The sequence below is a fragment of the Microvirga solisilvae genome (genome assembly GCF_022808595.1).
GTDB lineage: Bacteria > Pseudomonadota > Alphaproteobacteria > Rhizobiales > Beijerinckiaceae > Microvirga > Microvirga solisilvae.
The window spans coordinates 13,542-35,494 of the sequence record NZ_JAKUCN010000003.1 but is presented as its reverse complement, the minus strand read 5'-3'; the positions used below and the strand labels follow the sequence as shown (position 1 = coordinate 35,494).

At 62.2% G+C, this 21,953-nt stretch carries 21 protein-coding genes; 7 read left to right on the top strand and 14 right to left on the bottom strand.

Translation table 11 applies throughout. The annotated features are described in order from the left end of the window. Positions 1 to 7: 7 nt before the first annotated feature. The 4 genes from MJ639_RS07415 to MJ639_RS07400 form a co-directional block, all read right to left on the bottom strand. Positions 8 to 721 (bottom strand): hypothetical protein, encoded by a 714-nt coding sequence (locus MJ639_RS07415; RefSeq protein ID WP_243369810.1) that lies wholly within the window; start codon positions 719 to 721, stop codon positions 8 to 10. Then, positions 718 to 1,413, bottom strand: coding sequence for an HAD family hydrolase (locus MJ639_RS07410; protein WP_243369808.1), 696 nt, complete (start codon positions 1,411 to 1,413; stop codon positions 718 to 720). The genes MJ639_RS07415 and MJ639_RS07410 overlap by 4 nt, the downstream gene beginning before the upstream one ends. Then, positions 1,392 to 1,982, bottom strand: coding sequence for a hypothetical protein (locus MJ639_RS07405; RefSeq protein ID WP_243369807.1), 591 nt, complete (start codon positions 1,980 to 1,982; stop codon positions 1,392 to 1,394). Before MJ639_RS07405 ends, MJ639_RS07410 begins: the two co-directional genes overlap by 22 nt. A gap of 87 nt (positions 1,983 to 2,069) precedes the next feature. Beyond that, positions 2,070 to 2,882, bottom strand: coding sequence for a GyrI-like domain-containing protein (locus MJ639_RS07400; RefSeq protein WP_243369805.1), 813 nt, complete (start codon positions 2,880 to 2,882; stop codon positions 2,070 to 2,072). 161 nt (positions 2,883 to 3,043) lie between these two features. On the opposite strand from MJ639_RS07400, the gene dapF reads away from it, so the two are divergent. Beyond that, positions 3,044 to 3,928: a diaminopimelate epimerase gene (gene dapF, locus MJ639_RS07395; protein WP_243369803.1), complete on the top strand. Its 885-nt coding sequence runs from the start codon at positions 3,044 to 3,046 to the stop codon at positions 3,926 to 3,928. Then, positions 3,928 to 5,181, top strand: coding sequence for a tRNA (N(6)-L-threonylcarbamoyladenosine(37)-C(2))-methylthiotransferase MtaB (gene mtaB / locus MJ639_RS07390; RefSeq protein ID WP_243369801.1), 1,254 nt, complete (start codon positions 3,928 to 3,930; stop codon positions 5,179 to 5,181). The genes dapF and mtaB overlap by 1 nt, the downstream gene beginning before the upstream one ends. Positions 5,182 to 5,243: 62 nt before the next feature. Here mtaB and MJ639_RS07385 read toward each other — a convergent pair whose 3' ends face one another. Beyond that, positions 5,244 to 6,152 carry an RluA family pseudouridine synthase gene (locus tag MJ639_RS07385; RefSeq protein ID WP_243369799.1) on the bottom strand — a complete coding sequence of 303 codons (909 nt, stop codon included), beginning with the start codon at positions 6,150 to 6,152 and terminating at the stop codon, positions 5,244 to 5,246. A 64-nt stretch (positions 6,153 to 6,216) separates the two neighbouring features. Between MJ639_RS07385 and ftsY the strand changes: the two genes are divergently transcribed. Further along, positions 6,217 to 7,527, top strand: coding sequence for a signal recognition particle-docking protein FtsY (gene ftsY, locus MJ639_RS07380; RefSeq protein WP_243369797.1), 1,311 nt, complete (start codon positions 6,217 to 6,219; stop codon positions 7,525 to 7,527). Continuing rightward, on the top strand, positions 7,524 to 8,135 hold the full coding sequence (locus MJ639_RS07375) for a septation protein A (RefSeq protein ID WP_243369795.1): 612 nt from the start codon (positions 7,524 to 7,526) through the stop codon (positions 8,133 to 8,135). The genes ftsY and MJ639_RS07375 overlap by 4 nt, the downstream gene beginning before the upstream one ends. Here MJ639_RS07375 and MJ639_RS17870 read toward each other — a convergent pair. Continuing rightward, on the bottom strand, positions 8,132 to 9,472 hold the full coding sequence (locus MJ639_RS17870; protein ID WP_243369792.1) for an adenylate/guanylate cyclase domain-containing protein: 1,341 nt from the start codon (positions 9,470 to 9,472) through the stop codon (positions 8,132 to 8,134). The two genes, MJ639_RS07375 and MJ639_RS17870, sit on opposite strands and share 4 nt — an antisense overlap. Positions 9,473 to 9,577: 105 nt before the next feature. On the opposite strand from MJ639_RS17870, the gene MJ639_RS07365 reads away from it, so the two are divergent. Further along, entirely contained in the window at positions 9,578 to 10,066 is a 489-nt protein-coding gene (locus MJ639_RS07365; protein ID WP_243369790.1) for a YaiI/YqxD family protein, read from the top strand. Here MJ639_RS07365 and MJ639_RS07360 read toward each other — a convergent pair. Genes MJ639_RS07360 through MJ639_RS07350 form a run of 3 tightly spaced genes read right to left on the bottom strand, consistent with a single transcriptional unit; the run spans position 10,032 to position 11,495 of the window. Next, positions 10,032 to 10,607 (bottom strand): DsbE family thiol:disulfide interchange protein, encoded by a 576-nt coding sequence (locus tag MJ639_RS07360; RefSeq protein WP_243369789.1) that lies wholly within the window; start codon positions 10,605 to 10,607, stop codon positions 10,032 to 10,034. The two genes, MJ639_RS07365 and MJ639_RS07360, sit on opposite strands and share 35 nt — an antisense overlap. After that, positions 10,600 to 10,755, bottom strand: a complete 156-nt coding sequence (gene ccmD / locus MJ639_RS07355; RefSeq protein ID WP_243369787.1) for a heme exporter protein CcmD — start codon at positions 10,753 to 10,755, stop codon at positions 10,600 to 10,602. Before ccmD ends, MJ639_RS07360 begins: the two co-directional genes overlap by 8 nt. Next, positions 10,755 to 11,495: a heme ABC transporter permease gene (locus MJ639_RS07350; RefSeq protein WP_243370857.1), complete on the bottom strand. Its 741-nt coding sequence runs from the start codon at positions 11,493 to 11,495 to the stop codon at positions 10,755 to 10,757. Before MJ639_RS07350 ends, ccmD begins: the two co-directional genes overlap by 1 nt. A 207-nt stretch (positions 11,496 to 11,702) precedes the next feature. On the opposite strand from MJ639_RS07350, the gene MJ639_RS07345 reads away from it, so the two are divergent. Further along, positions 11,703 to 12,695 carry a M23 family metallopeptidase gene (locus tag MJ639_RS07345; protein ID WP_243369785.1) on the top strand — a complete coding sequence of 331 codons (993 nt, stop codon included), beginning with the start codon at positions 11,703 to 11,705 and terminating at the stop codon, positions 12,693 to 12,695. Here the strand turns inward: MJ639_RS07345 and MJ639_RS07340 are convergent. Genes MJ639_RS07340 through ccmA form a run of 3 tightly spaced genes read right to left on the bottom strand, consistent with a single transcriptional unit; the run spans position 12,692 to position 14,484 of the window. Then, positions 12,692 to 13,180, bottom strand: a complete 489-nt coding sequence (locus tag MJ639_RS07340; RefSeq protein ID WP_243369783.1) for a GNAT family N-acetyltransferase — start codon at positions 13,178 to 13,180, stop codon at positions 12,692 to 12,694. The genes MJ639_RS07345 and MJ639_RS07340 overlap by 4 nt on opposite strands. A 6-nt stretch (positions 13,181 to 13,186) precedes the next feature. Then, positions 13,187 to 13,855 (bottom strand): heme exporter protein CcmB, encoded by a 669-nt coding sequence (gene ccmB, locus MJ639_RS07335; protein ID WP_243369781.1) that lies wholly within the window; start codon positions 13,853 to 13,855, stop codon positions 13,187 to 13,189. Next, positions 13,852 to 14,484, bottom strand: a complete 633-nt coding sequence (ccmA, locus tag MJ639_RS07330; protein ID WP_243369779.1) for a heme ABC exporter ATP-binding protein CcmA — start codon at positions 14,482 to 14,484, stop codon at positions 13,852 to 13,854. The genes ccmB and ccmA overlap by 4 nt, the downstream gene beginning before the upstream one ends. 223 nt (positions 14,485 to 14,707) lie before the next feature. On the opposite strand from ccmA, the gene acnA reads away from it, so the two are divergent. Beyond that, positions 14,708 to 17,413, top strand: coding sequence for an aconitate hydratase AcnA (gene acnA, locus MJ639_RS07325; RefSeq protein ID WP_243369777.1), 2,706 nt, complete (start codon positions 14,708 to 14,710; stop codon positions 17,411 to 17,413). Between the two features lie 100 nt (positions 17,414 to 17,513). On the opposite strand, the gene MJ639_RS07320 is transcribed toward acnA, so the two are convergent. Next, positions 17,514 to 19,472, bottom strand: coding sequence for a calcium-binding protein (locus MJ639_RS07320; protein ID WP_243369775.1), 1,959 nt, complete (start codon positions 19,470 to 19,472; stop codon positions 17,514 to 17,516). A 321-nt stretch (positions 19,473 to 19,793) separates the two neighbouring features. Then, positions 19,794 to 21,827 carry a calcium-binding protein gene (locus tag MJ639_RS07315; protein WP_243369773.1) on the bottom strand — a complete coding sequence of 678 codons (2,034 nt, stop codon included), beginning with the start codon at positions 21,825 to 21,827 and terminating at the stop codon, positions 19,794 to 19,796. Between the last annotated feature and the right edge of the window lie 126 nt (positions 21,828 to 21,953).

Here is a 21,953-nt window from a genome sequence, read left to right as displayed (position 1 = left end):
AACCCCGTCAGTCCACGTCGAGCAGACACCAGGTCTCCGTCGCCTCGGTGATCTTTTGCGATGCGAAGCTGAAGGTCGATTTCCGGAGCACGCGAGGAACACCTATCGCGGAATCTTCGTCCTCGGCCTGATCGGCATATTCCGGGCAATTGTCCCTGGTCACCGGGAGGCCGGTATCGCGCCAGAAGACAAATCCTGATGGGGAAACATCGGACATGTCCATCTCGAAAATCCCCGGAATTTCCTGCGCGACCTTCCGCTCTTTCAAATCCAGGATCTGCACACGCGGCAGATGAATATCATTCGGATCGAAGATCTTGAGCGCAAGTGAATGTCCACTCAACGCGACGACGTTCAAACCGGCTGGGGCGGGCTCGTCAAGCACCCAATCCTCAGGTCCGGTCTGGAAGACGCAGAGAGGTTTCTTGGCCGAGAGAACCGCTTTTCTCACGAGGATGCGCTCAAACCCGTCATCCCGTGTCTCCGTCACAACAAGATAATCGGAATTCGAATGACAGCTTACCCGGCCATTCTTGCTGAAAATGGACGCGGCTTTCTTGGCCACGGCAGTTCCAACTCTTTTGGCCACTGAAGGTTTGGGTGCCTCGGCGAAAGCGGGCGAAACTATTTCGACCAGCACTAAAAGGATCGCTGCGGGCGAGAGTAATTTCAGCATGATATTTCCATTGAAATGGCTGGGCGCTGCTTGAATGCCTCTCAAGCCCTGGCAGCAGGATGAGCCATGGTGGGCGTAAGGGTCGGAATCTGCTCCACGAGATCACTGGGCCGATCCACAAGGCAGGCCACCCCGGATTCCAGAAGCTCCTGGCGTGATCCGTAGCCCCAGGTCACGCCGATGCTGGCGATGCCGTTGGCCCGCGCACCGATAGCATCGTGCTCCCGGTCGCCGATCATGACGGCCTGGGCCGGATCGAAGCGTTCTTGATCGAGAATGTGTCGGATGAGATCACGCTTGTCGGCATTGCGGTTGTCGAGCTCGGAGCCGTAAATTTCTTGAAAGAACCGCGTCAGGCCGAAATGCTCGATAATGCGCCGCGCGTAGACATGAGGCTTGGAGGTCGCGACAAAGAGGCGAAGATCGGCCTTCTGCAGGGTTTCGAGAACAGCAGGAATCCCGGGATAGACCTCGTTCTCGAACAGTCCGACCTCGCTGAAGCGCTCGCGGTAGAGCCGCAAGGCCTCGACCGCCTCCTCCGCATCGCCCAGAAGCTTCGTGAAGCTTGCGAGCAAAGGTGGGCCGATCATCCAGGTCAGCTCTTCCGTGTCAGGCACGGGGCGTCCCAGCCGGTCGAGAGCATACTGAATGCAGCGGGTGATGCCCGTCTTCGGGTCCGTCAGCGTCCCGTCGAGATCGAAGAGAGCGATGCGATTCAGTCCGCCCAGCTCACGCATTTCATCTCCGTGCTGTCGACGACTTTCAGGGAGGCGAAGTCGAATGTCGCCTTTTGCAGAAGGACGATCTGGCTCTCGGAGGATTCTGCGCCAATCTCTTCCGCGTAATCGGGGCAGTTTTCCTTGGTCGGCTCGGTCTTTGAGCCGACCCAGAAATCGAACCCTTTCTCCGAGGCCTCTTCACCGATCTCGAAGACATCCTCGATGTCCTGAAGGACGGACTGCTTGTCGAGATCGTAGATCCTGACCCGCGGCACCTGCGTTCCATTGGTGTCGCTGATCTCGAGTGCCAGATGGCGCCCGCTCAAGGCCACGAACGAAAAGCCGTAGGGCTTGCTTTCCTTCGGCCTGAAATCCTTCGGCTGGGGCGAGAAGGCGCATGCGATCCGGGTGGAGGAAGCCGTCTTTTTCCGCACGAGGAAATCCGCGAACCCATCGTCCCGGCTCCGCTCGACGACGAGATAATCGGAGCTTTCATGGCATCCTGTTTCGGCCCGCGCGGCGGAACCGGCGGCAAGCGCTTCTGCGAGGATCAGAAGGGCTATTGCTGACGAAACGGCTTTTCGCATGATGTTTCCCGTCAAAGGTGTGAGCCGACAAAGGCTCGACTCATCGCGGGAAACTATTCGCAACAGAGTGACGGGTCCAGAGGTCCGTCACTTCGGCTGCACGTAGATGTTCACCTCGAAATTGGTGTCCTGCGCATCCGTGAAATCGCTCACATATTCCTCGATGAAGGCGTCCTTGGCGACGATTTCCTTGATGTCGAGATAGGCAGTGATCGTCTCGTAGGTGCCGTCGATCTCGTCATAGGCATCCTTGTGCACGAAGCGGAAGGCCTTGCCCTCCGGCGTCTTGCCGAACTTGACCTCGGGGGTCAGCTCGGTCTTGCCCTCGGGTGCCTGCGCGATCGGGATCATGGCCTCGAACTTGAAGCCGTTGTCGTCGGTGTCGACGAAGATCGCGATCGGGCGGCCTGCAGGCGCGATACCCGCCTTCTTCAGCTCGCCATCGAGCTTGCTCATCGCATTCTTGAGGCTGGTGAAGGCTTCGTCCCAGGTGCTCGTGCCGGTGAACATGACCGTGGGCTTGGCAGTGAGCACGCCTTCTTCCACGCCGGTCGGATCGTTCGGATTAGGAAAGAGCGTGGTCCGCGCCGTCTGCTCGGCAGGCACCGGGGTCACGGGCGCAGGCGTACTCGGCGCGGGCTGTGCGGTCGCAGGCTGCGGCGGCTGGGCGGGCGTCTCAGGCGTTGCCGGGGCTGCAGGGGATTGGGCAGCAGGAGCCGGATCGGCTTGCGGAGTCGATGCCGGAGGCGTTGCGGGCTCCGAAGGTGCTGCCGGGGCGGGAGCCGTTTGCACAGGCGCGGGGCTTGCCGGAGCAGGACTGATCGGAGGGGGTGTCTGCGCGACAACCACGCTTGAGCACAGGGCAAGCAGAAGAACGAGAGGGGAAGAGCGCAGCCGCATGGGAGAGTGCCTTGAGCCTCGAATCACGAGAGGGTGACGAGCGGGAGCATAAGGGGCTTTTGGTTCCGTCGCGAGGGATTGCAGCCCTTCTGTGGAGGACGGATGGAAGCAGGGTTAAAGCCCCTCTCGCGATTTTCCGCATTTTGAGCCATATACGGCCCATGAGCGCCTTATCGAACCACCGTTTCCTCAAGATGAACGGTCTCGGCAACGAGATCACCGTGCTGGACCTGCGCGGCTCCCCCCATGTGGTGAGCCCGGCTGAGGCACGCGCCATCGCGGCTGATCCGCGCTCGCATTTCGACCAGCTGATGGTGCTGCACGACCCGGTCTCGCCCGGCACGGACGCCTTCATGCGCATCTACAACACGGACGGTTCGGAATCCGGCGCCTGCGGCAACGGCACCCGCTGCGTGGCCTGGGCCATGCTCGCCGATCCGCAGATGAGCCGCCCGGCCTATGAGGGCCTGACCCTCGAAACCAAGGCCGGCCTTCTGCCCGTGACACGCGTCTCCGACACGGTGTTTACCGTGGATATGGGCCCGCCGCGCCTGGCCTGGAACGAGATTCCCTTGCGCGATCTCGAGCCGGATACCCGCGCGATCCGGGTCGAGACGCGCATTCCGGACCATCCGGAACTGCAGAACCCTTCGGCTGTGAGCATGGGCAACCCGCATGCGATCTTCTGGGTCGAGAATGCGCAAGTCTACGATCTCGCGGCTGTGGGCTCGCGCTTCGAGCACGACCCGGTTTTTCCGGAACGCGCCAACATCTCCTTTGCTCAGGTCGTCAGCCCGGGCCACGTCATCCTCCGCGTCTGGGAGCGCGGAGCGGGCGCGACCCTCGCCTGCGGTTCTGCGGCCTGCGCCACCGTGGTGGCGGGCGCTCGCAAAGGTTTGACGAACCGCAAGGCCACGATCTCGCTTCCTGGCGGCGACCTTGTGATCGAATGGCGCGAGGGTGACGATCACGTGCTCATGACCGGCGAGACGCAGCTCGAGCACGAAGGTTTCTTCTCCCCTGCCCTGTTCGCGGGAGCGGCCTGATGAGCGTCGAGGTCGTCACCTTCGGATGCCGCCTCAACATCTATGAATCCGAGGCCATGCAGCGCCACGCGGAGGATGCGGGACTCGGCGAGGTCATCATCGTCAATACCTGCGCGGTGACATCCGAGGCGACGCGCCAGGCGCGTCAGTCGATCCGCAGAATTGCCCGCGAGAAGCCCGATGCCCGCATCATCGTGACGGGCTGCGCCGCGCAGGTGGAGCCCGAGACATTCGCTTCCATGCCGGAGGTTTCCCAGGTTCTCGGCAACCACGAGAAGATGAAGGCCGAAACCTGGAGCGCTATGCGTGATTTCGGCGTGGGCCTCACGGAAAAAGTTCTCGTCAACGACATCATGGCGGTGAAGGAAACCGCCATGCACCTGATCGACGGCCTGCGCGGTCACACGCGCGGCTTCCTGCAGGTGCAGAACGGCTGCGATCACCGCTGCACCTTCTGTATCATTCCGTATGGCCGCGGAAATTCCCGCTCCGTGCCCATGGGCGCAGTGGTCAGCCAAGTGCGCACCCTCGTGGAACACGGCTCGCGCGAAGTGGTGCTCACCGGCGTCGACATCACGAGCTACGGCAAGGACCTGCCCGGAGAGCCGAAGCTCGGCTCGCTGGTAAAAAGCATCTTACGCCATGTGCCGGAGCTGGAGCGCCTTCGCATCTCCTCCATCGACTCGGTGGAAGCCGATGACGACCTGCTCGATGTCATCGCCAGCGAAAGCCGTCTGATGCCGCATCTGCATCTCTCGCTGCAGGCAGGCGACGACATGATCCTCAAGCGCATGAAGCGCCGCCACCTGCGCGACGACGCGATTGCCTTCTGCGAGCAGGTGAAGCGCCTTCGCCCCGACATGGTCTTCGGCGCCGACATCATCGCAGGCTTCCCGACGGAAACCGAAGAGATGTTCGCGCGCTCCCTCGACATCGTCGAGGAGTGCAGCCTCACCCATCTCCACGTCTTTCCCTTCTCACCCCGCCCCGGCACGCCCGCCGCGCGCATGCCTCAAGTGTCGCGTGACGTGGTGAAGGACCGTGCTCGCCGCCTGCGCGAGAAGGGCGAAGCCGCTTTGCTGAAACATCTCGACAAAGAGGTGGGCGCACAGCGCAACGTGCTGATCGAAGCCAACCAGGTCGGTCGCACGGAAGGCTTTACTCTCGTACGCTTCGCAGGCGAGGTGACGCAGGGCACCATCGTGTCGACCACGATTGCGGGGCATGACGGCAAGGATCTGCTGGCGGCTTAAAAGCAGCGTCATCCCGGACGAAGCGCATCGAAGATCCGGGATCGCGTGACGAGTATGGCGCTCTATTCTGCAGACGATCCCGGATCGGCTGCGCCGTCCGGGATGACGCCACAAAGCTTCACCCGCTCGCGCATATGCTCCGGCACCGGTGCCTCCACCACGATCGGATCCTTCTTCGGATAAAGCGGTATCGTGATGTTGCGGGCATGGAGATGCAGCCCCGGACCATGAAAACGCGGAGCGGTGCCGTAGATCGGATCGCCCAGGATCGGGAAATTCATGGCGGCGCAATGGACACGCAGCTGATGGGTACGGCCTGTAATGGGGCGCAGTTCGAGAAGGGTGAAGCGTCCTTCACCCTCCCCACGGATCTCGGGTTTTCCCGAGATCCGCTCATGACTGCCCATGTCGGGAACACCCGACATGGGTGGGGGAGGGTCGGAGTGCGTCAGCGATCCGGGGTGGGGTGGTGGCGCGACACTGGCAGATGCGGAGTTTCCCACCCCCTCCCGCGCCTGTGGCGCGACCTCCCCCCTCAAGGGGGAGGTGGAGCGCCCGAGCACTTTCCACTTCGTCAGGGATGGCTGGCCCTTGGGATCGACCTTCATCCACCAGCCGCGATCGGGCGATTTCGGCGCAAGCGGCAGATCAATCTCGCCCTCGTCGTCATGAGGCCCGCCCTCGACCACGGCCCAATAGACCTTGTCGACCTCGTTCTTGCGGAAAAGTTCGTTGAGACGGGCAATCGCCTTCGGGTGGCGGCCGAGCACGAGGCAGCCGGAGGTGTCCTTGTCCAGACGATGCGCCGCTTCCGGACGCCTCGGCAGGCCGAAGCGCAGAGCGTCCAGGTGATGAAACAAGGTCTCCCCGCCCTTGGGGCCGGGATGCACCGGCAGACCGGCAGGCTTGTCGATCACGAGCATCAGGGCATCGCGATACAGCAAACGAGTGACTATCTCTTCCGCATTCATGCTGCCTCGGCTATCGAGGCAGACGCGTTAAATCAAGCACCAGCATTCACGAGGCAAGCAGCGCATGGCCGAAAACAAGCCCGGATTCCTCTCCCGCCTTTTCGGGCGCAAGGAAGCGGAGGTTGCCCCTCAGACGCCGCAGGCCGGCGGCGAGCCGGAGGCCATGCCCTCTCCGCCCGCGACCGGTGCGGATGATCTCACGGCTGCTCCGCCGACGGTTACCACGGCCTCGCCCGACACGCCCGAGGAGAACAAGACGGCGCCTGAGCTTGCCGGAGCCGATCTGCAGCCCGTGGAAGGCCTTGAGCCGGAGGGAACCAGCCCGCAGGAGCCGCTGCCGCAAATCCTCACCGAGGCTGGGCCTCAACTGCGCCCCGACATCACTGCCGCGGACATTCCCGTGTCCGAGCCTGCTCCCGCCGAGGTGGTTCCGCCGGCCTCTGCCCAGCCGAGAGGCTGGTGGCAGCGCCTGACGGAGGGGATGCGCCGCACCTCGACCTCGCTCTCCGACAGCGTCACCGGCCTCTTCACCAAGCGCAAGCTCGACGCGACGACCCTGGAAGAGCTGGAGGACGCGCTGATCCAGGCCGATCTCGGCGTGCCGACCGCCATGCGCATCACGGAGGCGATCTCGGCCGGGCGCTACAACAAGGAGATCTCGCCGCAGGAGGTGAAGACCATTCTCGCGAGCGAAGTGGAGAAGGCTCTCTCGCCCGTGGCGAAGGCGCTCGAGGTCGATCGCTCCAAGAAGCCTTTCGTGATCCTCATGGTCGGCGTGAATGGCGCCGGCAAGACCACCACCATCGGCAAGCTCTCCCAGAAATTCCGCCAACAGGGCCTGAAGGTGATGCTCGCCGCAGGTGACACCTTCCGCGCCGCCGCCATCGAGCAGCTGAAAGTGTGGGGCGAACGGGTCGGCGCGCCGGTTCTCGCCCGCGAGCAGGGCGCGGATGCGGCGGGCCTGGCCTTCGACGCGCTCCAGGAGGCCAAGGCCAACGGCACGGATGTGCTGCTCATCGACACGGCGGGCCGCCTGCAGAACAAGGCCGGCCTCATGGCCGAGCTCGAAAAGATCGTGCGCGTGATCAGGAAGTTCGACGAGAGCGCACCGCATGCCACGCTCCTCGTGCTCGACGCGACCGTGGGCCAGAACGCCGTGAGCCAGGTGGAGCTGTTCCAGAAGGCCGCGGGCGTGACGGGTCTCGTGATGACCAAGCTCGACGGCACGGCGCGCGGCGGCATTCTGGTGGCGCTTGCTGCCAAATTCGGCCTGCCCGTCCATTTCATCGGCGTCGGCGAAGGGGTGGAGGACCTTGAGCCTTTCACCGCAGGGGATTTCGCCAAAGCCATTGCCGGGTTAGAAGCAACCGCATGACCGATGAAACCATGACCGGCGAAAAGCGCCTTCCGCCTCTTCTCAAGCTCGCCCTCGAAATGGGGCCGCTGGCCTTGTTCTTCATCGCCAATGCCTATGCGGACCGGTTCGGCTTCGCGGAAAGCCAGCGCATCTTCGTGGCGACCGCGCTCTTCATCGGCGCCACCTTGATCGCGCTCGGCGTATCCTATTCGCTGCTGCGCAAGCTGCCCATCATGCCGCTGGTCTCAGGAATCGTGGTGGTGGTATTCGGCGGGTTGACCCTGTTCCTGCAGGACGAGACCTTCATCAAGCTCAAACCCACCATCGTGAACACGATGTTCGGCGCGATCCTTCTCGGCGGCTTCTATTTCCGCAAGCCCCTGCTCCAGATCGTCCTCGACAGCGTGTTCGAGCTCGACGAGGAGGGCTGGCACAAGCTGACACTTCGCTGGGCAATCTTCTTCTTCGTGCTTGCCGCCATCAACGAGATCGTGTGGCGCACGCAGACCACGGATTTCTGGGTGAGCTTCAAGGTTTTCGGCATCATGCCGATCACAATCGCCTTCGCCCTCGCGCAGACGCCGTTGATCCTGCGCCATGAGGTGAAGAAGGCGGAAGAGGCTTAAACCGGCTTCATCAACACCATATTGCGGGTGACGCCGGGCAAGGGCTCGTGCGTCACCGCGACCCAGAGCTCCTGCTCGCCTGCCTCCTGAACCGTTTCGGCCGAGGCGAGCAGCTCGCAATCCGTATTCTTGGTCGCCTGCTCGATCCGCGAGGCGATGTTCACCGTCTCGCCGACCACGGTGAACTCGAGGCGGCTCTCATCCCCCACCACGCCGCAGAATACTTCGCCCGTGTGAATGCCGATGCCCACACGCACCGGCGGATCGAACTGGCGCTTGACGTTCCAGCGCTCGATCAGGCGCAGCAGCGTTCGTCCACAGGCGAGCGCGCGCCTCGCATCGTCTTCGCCCGCACCCGGCACGCCGAACAGGATGAGCGCGCCGTCGCCCGTGAACTTGTCGATGACGCCGCCATGGCGGCTCGCGGCGCGCAACACGCGGCGGCGGAACGAGGTGATGAAGATGGCAAGCTGGCCTGGGTCCATGATCTCGCCGAACGATGTGGAAGCACGCATGTCCACGAACATGACCGTGACGCGGGCGCGCCGCCCCTGCCGCAAGGATGCGAAGGCCTGCTCGGTGAGAACGGGCGCGAGCTCCCGCGGCAGATAGCGGGTGAGATTGACGCGCATGGTGGTTTCGCGCACGGCCCGCTCCAGCAGAACACGGCCCTGGCGCGCCACGAGAATGAGGATCAACGCCAGCGACAGGATCATGGCGAGGCGAACCAGATTCGCCTGTTCCGAGAACACGGCGTTGATCTGGGACAGGTCCTCCCGCCGCTCGTCCGGCGTCAGCGCATCGCCGCCGAAGGCGAGAAACGACAGGCCTGCCACATAGATCATCGCCACGAGGATCTGCAGGCGCGGCTGATAATGGATGGCGACCGCGGCGAGCGTGATGGGAACCACCCAGGTGACCGGAAAGACCGCGAACAACCCGCCGGGAACGCCCAAACCCCAATGGGAATAGGCCAGGTTGCCGAGCACCAGAAGCGCATCGAGCACGGCTGTGAAGACGGGAAGCTGCGCGACCGCGATGCGCTTCGAGGCCAACCACGCGCTCAGCCAGCCCGAGGCGCCGAACAGCGCCAGCGTCAGCTCCGCTGCCGCGATCTGCTTGAGCGCCATGCGGTTCTCAAGTTCGATCCCATAGGTCACGAGCAGGACCGAGACGAGCATGATCCCGGCAACGACCACACGCACCATGCCGGCGCGCTGCAAGGCCCCCGTATCCGCCTCGCGGATCAGCCGGGACGTGACATCGCTCAATTCCCGCGACCGCCGCCGGTTGCGGAAGGAGGTCCAGGCGGATTGAAGACGGGAGGAGCGATCCACGGGGTTCTTTTCGTCCGGTTTCAAGTTTATCGATGGTACGGGCCCGACGGACAGCTTTGCGCGTCAATTCAGGCCAAAGATTGCCGCTGAAGGAATAAATGGCTCATGACCGAGACCTCTCAAGCCATCGCTATTTATGTTGATGCTGATGCCTGCCCGGTGAAGAACGAGGTCTATAAGGTCGCCGAGCGCCACCGGGTGAAGGTTTTCGTAGTGGCGAATGCCTTTCTCAATGTTCCGCAAAGCCCGTTGATCGAACGCGTGGTGGTGAGTTCCGGTTTCGATGCGGCGGACGATTGGATCGCCGAGCGGGCCGGGCGCGGCGCCATCGTGATCACCGCCGACATTCCGCTGGCCCATCGCTGCGTGAGCGCAGGCGCGGACGTGATCGGCCCCACGGGCAAGCCATTCACGGAAGCCTCCATCGGCATGGCGCTCGCCACGCGCAATCTCATGGAAGACCTGCGCGCCATGGGCGATGTCACAGGCGGGCCGAAACCGTTCTCTCAGAAAGATCGCTCAGCCTTTCTCTCGGCGTTGGATGTCGCGATCAACCGTCTCAAGCGCGCGGGATTTGGCGCAGTTTCTCTTTAAAGCCTTCGAGGTTCTCAGGCGTCAGCGGGCCGATATGCTTGTGGCGGATCGTGCCGTCGGGGCCCACGATGAAGGTTTCCGGCACGCCGTAGACGCCCCAGTCGATGGAGGCACGGCCGTTCGGGTCGACGCCGACAGCGGCATAGGGATTGCCGAGCGCGCCGAGGAAGCGGCGGGCATTGTCGGGATTGTCCTTCTGGTTGATGCCGACGAGCCGCACGGACGGATCCTTCGCGAGTTCCACGAGGAGTGGATGCTCCTGGCGGCAGGGTGCGCACCAGGACGCGAAGACATTCACGATGGTGACGCGGCCCTTCAGGCTCTCATTGGAGAAACCCGGCACGGGTTTGCCGTCGGCCATCAGACCCTCGAGCGGCGCGAGATTGAAGACGGGCACCGGCTTATTGAGGAGTACCGAGGGAAGCTCCGCCGGGTTGCGGCCCGAGGTGAGCTGCACGAAGAACAGGATCGCCAGAACGAGGAAAACGACGCCCGGCAGGATGAAGATCAGCCGCGAGCGCGGCGCACTTGCCTCAGCCACGGCGCGACCTCCGTCCGACGCCGCGCGATTCGAGTTCGGCAAGCGCGCGCAGCTGCGCGCGATGATCGATGACGGCGCGCACAACGAGGCCTGCGATCACCAGAGCCGTGAGGATGTAGGAAAAGGCGATGAAGAACGTGTGCGTCATCAGGCGGCCTGTGCGTCGAGGCGCTCGGCCTCAAGAATCGTCAGCGTGCGCACCCGGCGGCGCAGGATTTCCGTGCGCATGCCCGACAGGTGTAAGCCCACGCCGATGATGGTGAAGGCCACGGCCATGATCAGCAGCGGCACGAGCATGGAGGTGTGGATCGTCGGCCCGCCGAGCCGGAACACGGAGGCCGGCTGGTGCAGGGTGTTCCACCAATCGACGGAGAATTTCACGATCGGCACGTTCACCGCGCCGACGAGGGTGAGGATCGACACGGCGCGCGCGGCGCGGTTCGGCTCCTCGATGGCGCGCCAGAGCGCTAGAATGCCGAGATAGATGAGCAGCATCACCAGCATGGAGGTGAGCCGCGCATCCCATTGCCAATAGGTGCCCCACATGGGCTTGCCCCAGAGCGAGCCGGTGACGAGGCAGATCAGGGTGAAAGCCGCACCGATGGGCGCTGCCGCCTTCTGCGACACATCCGCCAGGGGATGGCGCCACACGAGAGTGCCCAAGGCCGAGCTCGCCATGATCATATAGAAGAACAGGGACAGCCAGGCCGCCGGCACGTGGATATACATGATCTTCACGGTCTCGCCCTGCTGGTAATCGGCGGGCGCGACGAACCAGACCATGTAGAGGCCGATGCCAAGCAGCAGCACGGCCAGGCCCGTGACCCAGGGCAGAAGGGTGCCGCTGAGGCTCATGAAGCGGGTGGGATTGGCAAGCTCACGGATCATACGCACGATGTAGCGGCCCTTGCGCGCGCCTGCAACGAAGAGTGCATTTCACGCCGAATAACGATTTCGCCAGGATCGCGGTTCTTTTAGCGGCGAAGGGCGCGGAGCGGCACTCCGGTATTGTCCTTAAACGGACCGATGTTGGCCCTGCCTTTCAATCGCCACGGGAGAGGGTATGGTTCCTGCATCTTTGTTGCGGAGCAAGCCATGCGCCTTCCGGCCTTCAGCCTCGTCGTCTTCGGCCTTTTCGGGACCGCTCATGCGCAGGAGATCTCGCTTCGCCTGCCCGTGGCCTGCGAGGTCGGGCGCACCTGCTTCGTCCAGCATTACGTGGATCACATCAGGGAGTCAGGCATCGCCGATTATCGCTGCGGGACTATGACCTATGACGGGCATAACGGCACGGATATCCGCGTGCCGACCACCGCCGCCATGAAGGCCGGGGTCGATGTGGTGGCCGCCGCTGACGGCACGGTTCTGCGCACCCGCGACGGCATGGAAGATGTTTCCATCACCGGCCGAGGCCCTGAAAGTGTCGAAAATGTCGAATGCGGCAACGGTGCTCTCGTTGATCACGGCAATGGCTGGCAGACCCAATATTGCCACATGGCCAAAGGCAGTCTTCGCGTGAAATCGGGCGATATGCTGAAGGCGGGCGACAAGATCGGACAGATCGGCCTGTCCGGCGCGACCGAGTTTCCGCACCTCCACTTCACTCTTCGCAAGGACGACAAGGTGGTCGATCCCTTCGTCTCGGGTCCACCCACCAAATCCTGCGATTCCCGAGGCACTTCCATGCTGTGGGAAGAGACCTTAAGGCCGCAGCTCGCCTATCAGGCGGGCAGCGTACTGAACAAGGGCTTCGCCCCAGGGCCTGTAAGCATGGAAGCCATCGAAGCGGGCACGGCGGAGCGGAATATCCCGACCACCGCCTCCCCTGCCCTCGTGGCCTATGTGCGCGCCATCGGCCTCAAAGGCGGCGACGTGCAGATTCTGACCGTGTTCGACCCGAACGGAAAAGCGATGGCGCAGAACAAGGCTCCACCGCTCGACCGCGACAAGGCGCAATGGATGATGTTCGCAGGCTTCAGGCCGCCACCGGGCGGCTTTCCGCCCGGCCTCTACCGCGCAACCTACCGTGTGGAGCGCGAGGGCAAAGCCGCCATTGAGCAGGCCTTCGGGATCAACTTGAGGCCTTAAGCCAGGCGATAGCGTTCGATCTCTTCGAATCCGTGAGCCTGATAGAGGCGCACGGCGCCTGACGGATTATCCGCCTGCACCTTGAGATCGACGAAGGATTCCCCGCGCGACTTGAATACGCGAAAGGCTTCCAGCAGCAGCGCTGAACCCAGGCCTTGCCCGCGGCAGGCGGGATCGACCGCTAAGTCCTTGATGAAAGCGCTGGTCCAGCATTGCGCGACCCCGACCACATCGGCGCTCTCGTTCGTGGCAATGAAGCAGAGCGCCGGGTCGTATTCCGAATCGTCCTGCAGACTCGGCCACCAGATGCCGAGTGGTTCCACATAGCCACCGCCCCGGGCATAGGCTTTGACGAGAAGCGCGTGAACCTTCTGCGCATGCTCCTCAGGCACGAACGGTACGAGGCGAATACCCTGCGGCCAGACCGGCTGCGGCACCGGCTCTTCCAAAGAGCGGCGCATGCGCAATACGAGACGTCCGCTCATCGTTTCTTATTCTCCCGACCGCAGGGCTGCCGCAGCGCCCACTGTGCCGACAACAGCGGCAATGAGCGACAGCGCGACGAGGATGAGGAATGGCGTCGCGAACGGCACGGTCCCACCCACGGCCGCATTGGCCGCCGAGACGCCGAAGATCAGCGTCGGGATCATGAAGGGCAGCACCAAGATCGCGAGGATCAGCCCGCCGCGCCGCAAGCTCGCGGTGAGCGCCGCGCCGACCGCGCCGATGAATGTGAGCGCGGGCGTGCCGACCAGAAGCGTCGCCACCATGGCGAGCATACCCTCCGGCGAGAGCGCAACGAGTAGGCCGAAGAGCGGCGTCGCGATGGCGAGTGGCAAAGCCGTCGTAAGCCAATAGGCTACGACCTTGGCGAGCACGATCAGCTCAAGAGGCGCAGGCGAGAGACGCAGGATGTCGAGGGAGCCATCCTCCTGATCCGCCTGGAACAGGCGGTCGAGGCCGATGAGGGTCGCGAGCAGGGCAGCGATCCAGAGAATCGCCGGGCCGATCCGCGATAGGAGATTGAGATCGGGACCGAGGGCGAAGGGAATCAGGGTCACGATCATCAGGAAGAAGATGAGGCCCATGACGCCGGAGCCGCCGACGCGGGCGGCGAGCTTCAGGTCACGGATCAGGAGCGCACGGAAGGAGCGGATCATTCTCCGTCTCCCTGATGCGAGAGAGACGCTTGGGCACGCTCGATCCTGATTTCCTTCGGTGCGGACAGGAACAGGGGCGAGTGGGTCGTGGCGGCGATCATGCCACCTTGCGCTCGATGATTCTCCAGAAGCTCTCGCAGGGTCTCCTGAGAGGTGGTGTCCAGCGCCGAGGTCGGCTCGTCGAGGAGCCAGAGGGGTCGGTGGGCCACGAGGAGACGGGCGAGCGCCACCCGGTGCCGCTGCCCCGCCGAGAGATAGCCCACCGGCAGGCGGGCTGCATGGGCGAGGCCGACGGCTTCAAGGGCCCCTCTGGCTGAAAGCGCGGGGTTTCCGAGGAAATCGCGGGCGAAATCCAGATTTTCCTGGGCGGTCAGCGCGCTCTTGAGGGCATCGCGATGGCCCACGTAGTGGAGGCTTTCGGACAGGGTGCGCTCGCCCGCGCCCTCCCAGAGGATTTTGCCGCTGGCGGGATGGAGGCGCCCGGCCAGAAGCTCCAGCAGGGTCGATTTGCCGGCCCCGTTGCGGCCGGTAATCACAAGCGCTTCACCGGCCTGAAGGGTGAAAGACACCCCCTCGAAGATCCGGCGGCCGCCCCGCTCGCAGGCCAAATTGTTAACGCTCAGACGCAAACTGTGAGACCCCTGCCCTCTTTGCACCCCAGAATGGTTCTAAACCGTGTAGCCGGACGGTTCGAAATGATCTATAGCACCCCTGGCTGCGCCGCGCGCCAAGGCGTCCAATCCGCCTCGCGCGCTTATCCCCTGTCCGGGCGCCCCCGGAGCGGCGCGCGCATTTCGCGCCTTCGGCCGAACAAACTGTTCGTTCGTAACCCAATGCACGCGAGGATTCGCCGTGACGCTCAATAACAGCTTCAATGCCCGCCAGACCCTTAAAGTCGGCGACAAGACCTACACCTATTACTCCCTCGTCGAGGCCGAGAAAAACGGCCTGACGGGTGCCTCCAAGCTTCCCTTCTCCATGAAGGTGCTGCTCGAGAACCTGCTCCGCTACGAGGACGGCCGCACGGTCACCAAGGCCGACATCGAGGCCGTGGCCGCATGGCTGAACAACAAGGGCAAGGACGAGAAGGAAATCGCCTATCGTCCCGCCCGCGTGCTGATGCAGGACTTCACCGGCGTTCCCGCCGTGGTCGACCTCGCCGCCATGCGCGACGCCATGAAGAACCTCGGCGGCGACCCGCGCAAGATCAACCCGCTCGTGCCCGTGGATCTGGTCATCGACCACTCGGTGATCGTGGACGAGTTCGGCACCCCGAAGGCCTTCGACCGCAACGTGGAGCTGGAATACCAGCGCAACGGCGAGCGCTACCGCTTCCTCAAGTGGGGCCAGACCGCATTCGAGAACTTCTCGGTCGTTCCCCCCGGCACCGGCATCTGCCACCAGGTGAACCTGGAATTCCTGTCCCAGACCGTGTGGACCCGCAAGGATGTCGCCACGGGTGAGGAAGTGGCCTATCCGGACACCCTCGTCGGCACCGATTCGCACACCACCATGGTCAACGGCCTTGCCGTTCTCGGATGGGGCGTGGGCGGCATCGAGGCCGAGGCCGCCATGCTCGGCCAGCCGGTTTCCATGCTCATCCCCGAAGTCATCGGCTTCAAGCTCACGGGCAAGCTGAAGGAAGGCGTGACCGCGACCGACCTCGTGCTCACCGTCACCCAGATGCTGCGCAAGAAGGGCGTGGTCGGCAAGTTCGTGGAATTCTACGGCCCCGGCCTCACCGACATGTCGGTTGCCGACCGTTCGACCATCGGCAACATGGCTCCCGAATACGGCGCCACCTGCGGCTTCTTCCCCGTCGACCAGAAGACCATCGATTACCTGCGCACCACCAGCCGCACGGATGAGCGCGTGGCTCTCGTCGAGGCTTACGCCAAGGCGCAGGGCATGTGGCTTAACCCCGACATGGCCGACCCGGTCTTCACCGACACCCTCGAGCTCGACCTCGGCGACGTGGTTCCCTCGCTCGCAGGTCCCAAGCGTCCGCAGGACCGCGTGACCCTCGACACCTCCAAGCCCGAATTCCTCGGCGCCATGGAGAAGGAATTCCGCAAGGCCGGCGACATCAGCCAGCGCTTCAAGGTCGAGGATTCCAACTTCGATCTCGGCCACGGCGATGTGGTGATCGCGGCGATCACGTCGTGCACCAACACCTCGAACCCGAGCGTGATGATCGGCGCGGGCCTTCTCGCCCGCAACGCCGTCGCCAAGGGCCTGAAGTCCAAGCCGTGGGTGAAGACCTCGCTCGCGCCCGGATCGCAGATCGTCGAGGAATACTTCAAGAAGGCAGGCCTCCAGGGCGACCTGGATGCGCTGGGCTTCAACCTCGTCGGCTTCGGCTGCACCACCTGCATCGGCAACTCGGGTCCCCTGCCGGAGAATGTGTCGAAGGCGATCAACGACAATGACCTCGTGGCCGTATCGGTGCTCTCGGGCAACCGCAACTTCGAAGGCCGCGTGAACCCGGACGTGCGCGCGAACTACCTCGCCTCGCCTCCGCTGGTGGTGGCCTACGCTCTCGCCGGCTCCATGCTGGTGGACCTCACGAAGGATCCGCTCGGCACGGGTTCGGACGGCAAACCGGTGTACCTCAAGGACATCTGGCCGTCCTCGGCCGAGGTGCAGGAGTTCATCGACCGCACGATCACGAGCGAGCTGTTCAAGACCCGCTATTCCGACGTGTTCGCCGGTGACGCCAACTGGAAGAAGGTGACCTTCGAGCCGGGCCTGACCTACGAGTGGGACATGGGTTCGACCTATGTGCAGAACCCGCCTTACTTCGAGGGCATGACCAAGGAGCCGAAGCCCGTCACGGACATCGTGAACGCGCGCATCCTCGGCCTCTTCCAGGACTCGATCACCACCGACCACATCTCGCCCGCAGGCAACATTCGCGCCGCTTCGCCGGCCGGTGAATACCTACAGTCGCATCAGGTGCGCGTTGCCGACTTCAACCAGTACGGCACCCGTCGCGGCAACCACGAGGTCATGATGCGCGGCACCTTCGCCAATATCCGCATCAAGAACCAGATGGTGAAGGACGATGCTGGCAACGTGGTCGAAGGCGGCTACACCATCCACCAGCCCTCCGGCGAGCGGATGTTCATCTACGATGCCGCCATGCGCTACAAGGACGAGGGCGTTCCGCTCGTCATCCTCGCAGGCAAGGAATACGGCACCGGCTCGTCCCGCGACTGGGCGGCCAAGGGCACGAACCTCCTCGGCGTGCGCGCCGTGATCGCCGAGAGCTTCGAGCGCATCCACCGTTCGAACCTCGTCGGCATGGGCGTTGCGCCTTACGTGTTCCAGGGCGACACCTCCTGGGCGTCGCTTGGCCTGAAGGGCGATGAAACCATCACCCTCAAGGGCCTCGCCGGCGACCTGAAGCCGCGCCAGATCACGGACATGGAAATCACCTACGCCGACGGCTCGGTGAAGCGCGTTCCCGTGCTCTGCCGCATCGATACGCTCGAGGAAGTCGAATACTTCCGCAACGGCGGCATCCTGCACTACGTGCTGCGCCAGCTCGCGGCCTAAGGGCTGCGTAAGCCAATAAACAAAAACGCCCGCTCTTCACATGAGGAGCGGGCGTTTTGCATTCTAAGCCCGGACGAGATGATCTCGCCCGGACTTTTCGTTAAATCACGACGAAGTCTGCGGCGGTGAGACCCTTGTTCTTGCCGACATTGGCAAAGAAATATTGCCCACCCGACTTGTTGGCGTTGGCATCGTACCAAACGTCGCCGGTCAGCTTGTTGTAGCCGATATAGTCGTCCTTATCGGCTGCCTTAGCGCCGACGGTAAAGAACGACTTGCTGAGCGTGCCCGTCTTCTTCAGCGCCTTGAAGATCGCGTTCTCCAGGTAGATCGTATCGTCCTTCGCTACGAAGTCGTAGATCCAGTCCTTGTTGCGCGAGCTGTGCAGGGCTGTGTTGAACACGAAGATGTCGCGCCCCGTGCCGCCATAGAGCTTATCGTTGCCATAGCCGCCATTTATCTTGTCATTGCCGCCATAGGCCTTGATCGTATTGGCGGCGGCATTGCCGGTGATCACGTTGCTCGCGCCATTGCCGGCCAGGCTGATAGCCGAGGAGCCTGAAGCAGTGAGGTTCTCGAGGAAACTCGCCAGGGTATAGCTGATGTAGGTTACGACCGTATCGACGCCCGAGGAATCGATGATGCTGTCGAGCGCGCTGTCCACGTAATAGGTATCGTTGCCGACGCCACCGTTCATCACGTCATTGCCGGTCCCGCCGTCGAGAACATCGTTGCCGGCGTCACCGATCAGCCGGTCGTTGCCTCCGGCGCCTCTAAGCACGTCGTTCCATCTCGTGCCACCATACTGGTCGTTTCCGGCCGTTCCGTTGTAAACCACAGGCCCGCTACGAGGGTCGACGATCTGGCCCCAAACGTTCAAATCGCCGTCGGCTTCCTGGCTTTGCCAAGTGGCCATCAAACGGCCATCGGCCATTGTTGTGAGGCCGCCTTTGAAAGGACCGTTCTTAACCGTAGCGATGATTGTATCGGGACCTGAACGCGTGCCATGGGCATCGAATGTGGTCATTCGAAGGTCCAGTTTTTCTGCGACGCCAGCCGAGTTATCCAAGAATGTAACCGCGAAGCCGCCATCCGCTGTTGCAGCAACGACGGGCAGCATTTGCCGCCCGGCCGTCGTCGTGTTGACGACGAACTCCCCACCAGAGGGTGTACCGTCTTCGTTGAAGATCTGGGCCTTGACGCACATTTCCGAGCCATCGCCGGTCCGATTACCGATATGCTCCCAGACAACGACGAAGCGGCCATCCTTGAGCAGCGTTGCCGAGGGCTGCAGCTTGGCATCTCTGGAACTGGGCACAACGAAATCGTCTACACCTGGAGTCGGTCTGCCTTCGGCGTCGATGATCCGCGCTCTCACGGTATAAGGGGACGCATCATCGGGGCTATTGCTCTCGTCTGCATAAATGATGACCTGGCGCCCATTTTTCAGCCCAAGACTAATGGAGCCCGATTGGTTCCCGGCCGTCGTTCCATTGACGTAAACCTCGTCTCGGATCTTTTCCAAGCTGGCATTGTAGGTCTGCGACTTGATCCCGCGACCGGAGCCATCCCCGTTGAAATAATCCGTATAAGAAATGGCGAATCCCCCATTCGCCAAAGCGGTGACCGAGGGAGCGACCTGATCCATCGCCGCTGGATCTGCAGCGCTGCCATTCACCCGGAAGTCATAATCGACAGGAGTGCCATCCATCTTGAAGACGCGGGCGCGAATGCCGAGGCCCTGCTCTCCGCCTGCTCCGCTGCCATCGGTCCAGGCCACAACGAAGCGCCCATCGTTCAGGACCGCAATCGAAGGGCTGAATTTCGTGCCGCCGGTGGTCGAATTGACAGTGAATTCCCCGCCTTGCTTGGTCCCATCCGCGTTCAGGATCTGACCTCGTATGCTCTCGGTAACCCCGGTTTCTGCACTGCCCTGAATATCCCGCCAGATCACGACTGATGTTCCATTGGGAAGCGTGACAACCTTCGGTATCGTCTGAAAACCGGCACCGGTGGTGTTGATCTGAAACTGGGAACCCCAGAGAACGGGCGTAGCCATGAGCAATTCCTTTTAATACTGATCTCGGGACGATCTCGCTTAGGGGATTCGCCGCGTGCATTGTTTTAATGACGTGATAACGTTCGGTAAACAGTGCTTGGTCTATGCACTCGTTCACAAAGCTGTTTGCGACAATCTGCGCCGCTTCATCTCTGCGTGAGGCTCCGTGAGGACGAGGCTCGACGGTTGAGGCAAGCTCAAAATCTCTGATTTTCGAAGGAAATAAGCGCGCAGCACAGCCTGCACATCCGCGATATGAGCAGCGTCGCGAGACGGATTGAGTTCAGCGGTGGCATTTTCCGCTGAACTCAGCAGACTTCTTCAGAATACGATGAAATCGGCGTGGGTGAGGCCTTTGTTCTTGCCGACATTGGCGAAGACGATCTGACCGCCCGACTTGTTGGCGTTGGCATCGTACCAAACGTCGCCGGTCAGCTTGTTGTAGCCGATATAGTCGTCCTTATCGGCTGCCTTAGCGCCGACGGTAAAGAACGACTTGCTGAGCGTGCCCGTCTTCTTCAGCGCCTTGAAGATCGCGTTCTCCAACTTGATCGTGTCGTCCTTCGTCACCCAGTCGAGGATCAGATCCTTGTTCTTCGAGGCGCTCAGCGCCGTGTTGAACACAAAGATATCTTTGCCCTTGCCACCATACAGCTTGTCGTTGCCAAAGCCGCCATTGATCGTGTTGGCGGCAGCATTGCCCTTGATCACATTGGCGAGCGTGTTGCCGGTCAGGCTGATCGCAGAGGAGCCGGCCGCCGTGAGGTTTTCGACATAATTCGCGAGCGTATAACTGGCATAGGTAACGACATGATCCGCAGTGCCGCCGCTGGAGCTTTCCACCACAACGTCTCGAGAGTTATCAACGTAATACGTGTCATTGCCGGCTCCGCCCTGCATGCGGTCGATGCCTTTGCCGCCATCGATGATGTTTGCGTAGAGATTGCCCGTGATCGTGTTGTTGAGGCTGTTGCCGGTGCCGCGGATGGCGGTGCCGGTCAGGATCAGATGGTGGCCGCCCTTGGTGAGGGCCGCATTGGCATTGGCGGAGATTGTCACGACATCATCGGAGGACAGCTGTAGTGTCCCCAATGCGTTGTACTGGGCCAACGAGAGTGTGAGCTTGTTGTCGATCGCATCCAGCACATCGATGCCTCTTGCCGAGAGAGCCGTCACCTGTTCGGCCGTAAGGCCCCCCAGAACCGTGCTCGTATCTCTCAATGTCAGCCGGTCGACACCCTTGGCTTCTGCCTCAGCAATCTGTGGGTCCGTGAGAGCATTCAGCTCCGCATTGGTGACGGAAAGAGTGACCGCATCCTCCGCGCTCAGCGCCATGGCACCCATGGCATTGTACTGAGCCAGCGACAGAGACAGGACGTTGTCTGTGGCGTTGATGAGGTTCACGCCCCGGGCCGCCAATCCCGCCATGCTGGCAGCACTGAGCGACGACAGTGATTGCCCGGAAGTGCTGAGAGCGACGGTATCGATGCCTTTTCCGGCAACCGCGGCGATCTCGGCATTGCTCAGAGTCGAGAGTTCGAGCGCGCTGAGATCCAGGGTGACGTGATCACCGGCAGTCAGGGCGATCGTGCCCAGCGCCCTGAATTGGTCGAGGGACAGGGTCAGCTTGTCGTCCATGGCATCGAGCGCATCGATACCCTTGTTTCCGAACGCGATCAGGTTCTCGGCGGTGAGGCCCGCAAAGTTCGAGCTGGTATCCATCAAGGTCACGACATCGTCGGCTGCGAAACGGATTCTCGAGTCGGCGAGAGCAAGAGCTATTTCGACATCGAAGACACTTTGTCCCCATATGTTGACTCCACCGATCTTGTTGGTGGTGGAATCGATCACATCCAGGCCTTTGGTCGACAGGATGGGGATGTGCTCTGGAAGGACTCCGATGCCCAACTTTGTGTCGGCTTCCAGTGTTACGAGATCGGCGTCATCGAAACTCAGATTGGCTTCCGGCGCGGTCGCGATGATGGTGGCTATACCGCCAGTTATCCGGAACGTTCCATCAGAAGCGCTAAGGATATCGACTCCCTTGGCCACAAGCTCGACCAGCTGCGGCTTGGTCGTCAGCCCCTCCATGACTGCATCGGTATCGACGAGCGCGACCTTGTCGGCGGCTGTCAGCTTGATGCCGTTCAGTGCATCGAGCTGGGTAAGGGTCAACCGCAGCACATCATCCGTGGCGTCGAAGGAAATGACGCCGCTTGCAGCCATGCCGGCGATCTGAACCGGGCTCAAGGCGCTGATATTCGTCGAAACGTCGACGATGGCAATCTGGGTTCCGGCAGGAGGAGCCTCGGTGAGCGCAAAATACTCGGCAATGGTCAAAGTCATGAGAGCCATCAATTTTCCCCTTAGCGGCTTCAAAGAATTTCTTTTCTGAAACGATATTCCGTAGCGTCGCTTGAAGCCGATATATTATAAATTTCCGTTAGCGCAAAAAACTTATCGTGATCGCAACCGCATCGA